Source organism: Butyricicoccus sp., assembly GCF_050872565.1.
Taxonomy (GTDB): domain Bacteria; phylum Bacillota; class Clostridia; order Oscillospirales; family Butyricicoccaceae; genus Butyricicoccus_A.
Genome location: NZ_JBNMHC010000406.1, coordinates 1 through 1,832, shown reverse-complemented (window position 1 = coordinate 1,832; position 1,832 = coordinate 1). Strand labels below are relative to the sequence as shown.

General features: G+C 50.3%; 2 protein-coding genes. Both read left to right on the top strand.

What is annotated here, in order from left to right:
* Positions 1-922, top strand: a 922-nt coding sequence (locus tag ACR0P9_RS11915; RefSeq protein ID WP_432620429.1) for a saccharopine dehydrogenase family protein, incomplete at its 5' end; no start/stop codon positions are given.
* Positions 922-1,832: carboxynorspermidine decarboxylase (locus tag ACR0P9_RS11910; protein ID WP_432620427.1), on the top strand; the 911-nt coding region annotated here is incomplete at its 3' end. The genes ACR0P9_RS11915 and ACR0P9_RS11910, both read left to right, overlap by 1 nt.

The window sequence follows — 1,832 nt, the reverse complement described above, 5'->3', positions numbered from 1 at the left end:
TACCGATGACCCGGAATGGCGTGCAATTTACGAGAAGCGTTGTGAAGAGGAAGGCTTTTCTGCTTATTTCGACTACTCTTGGCAGTGGGCATACCGCAAGAAGTTTGAAGATGCCGGTCTGACTGCGCTGCTCGGCTGCGGATTTGACCCGGGTGTTACGCAGGCGTATTGCGCCTATGCTGCAAAGCATGAATTTGACCAGATTGATACCATTGATATTTTGGATTGCAATGGCGGCGACCATGGTTATGCCTTTGCTACCAACTTCAATCCGGAAATCAATCTGCGTGAAGTCAGCGCACCGGGCAGCTATTGGGAGAATGGCCATTGGGTAGAGATTCCGGCAATGAGCATCAAGCGGGAATACACCTTCGATCAGGTTGGCGATAAAGATATGTATCTGCTGCACCACGAAGAAATTGAGTCGCTGGCGAAGACCATTCCGGGCGTCAAACGCATTCGCTTCTTTATGACCTTTGGTCAGAGCTATCTTGACCACATGCGTTGTTTGGAAGACGTCGGAATGCTGTCGACAACACCGATTTCGTTTAACGGTCAGGAAATCGTGCCGATTCAGTTCTTGAAGGCACTGCTTCCGGATCCGGCAAGTCTCGGTCCGCGCACCAAGGGCAAGACTAACATTGGCTGTATTTTTACCGGCATCAAAGACGGCAAGGAAAAGACCTATTATATTTACAATATCTGTGACCATCAGGCGTGCTATCAGGAGGTTGGCAGTCAGGCAATTAGCTATACTACTGGCGTTCCGGCTATGTGCGGTGCTCTGATGATGCTGACCGGCAAATGGGAAAAGCCGGGTGTTTATACGGTAGAAGAGTTTGATCCGGATCCGTTCCTCGATGCACTGGACAAGTACGGTCTGCCGCGCAGCGAGAGCCATACTCCGGCACTGGTGGACTGATGCAAAAGAACAAACCGGATACTCGCGCACCGTTTGCGGCGATTGACGGCAGAATACCGGCAGAGCTTCAAGCTCTGCCGACGCCGTGTTATGTGCTGGATGAAACAGCTCTCGTACACAATGCGAAGATATTGGGGGAGCTGGCACAACGGACAGGCTGTCGTGTTTTGCTGGCTCAAAAAGCTTTCAGCAATTACGATTGCTATCCGTTCTTTGAGCCGCATCTTGCAGGAACAGAGGCGAGCGGATTATACGAAGCTCGTTTGGGTGCAGAAGAGATGCCAAATAAAGAAGTGCATGTATTTTGTGCCGGATACCGCGAGGATGAATTTGCAGAATTGCTGACTTATGCCGACCATATCGTATTTAATTCGCCATCTCAGTTGAAAACATTCGGAAAAATGGCAAAACAAGCCGGTAAAAGTGTTGGTTTGCGCATCAATCCAGAACATTCGACGCAGGAAGGACATGCAATTTATGACCCCTGTGCGCCGGGCAGCCGTATGGGAACAACTCGCGCACAATTTGACCGCGCAATAAAAGCATGTCCAGAACTATTGGACTTGCTTGATGGTCTGCATTTTCACACGCTATGCGAGCAGGATTCTGATGATTTGGAATCCACGCTTGAGACTGTTGAGCGGACATTTGGCGACATTTTACCGCAGATGCAGTGGGTAAACTTCGGCGGCGGTCATCATATTACCAAGCTGGGCTATGATATGGCGCGGCTCGAACGCTGCATTCGCCATGCACAGGAACAATGGCAAGTGACTGTCTATCTGGAACCGGGGGAAGCATGGGCGTTGAACGCAGGATATTTGCTGACGCATGTCTTGGATACCATGCAAAACGGTGAGACGCAGATTGCCATTTTGGATGCCAGTGCAGCATGTCACATGCCGGATGT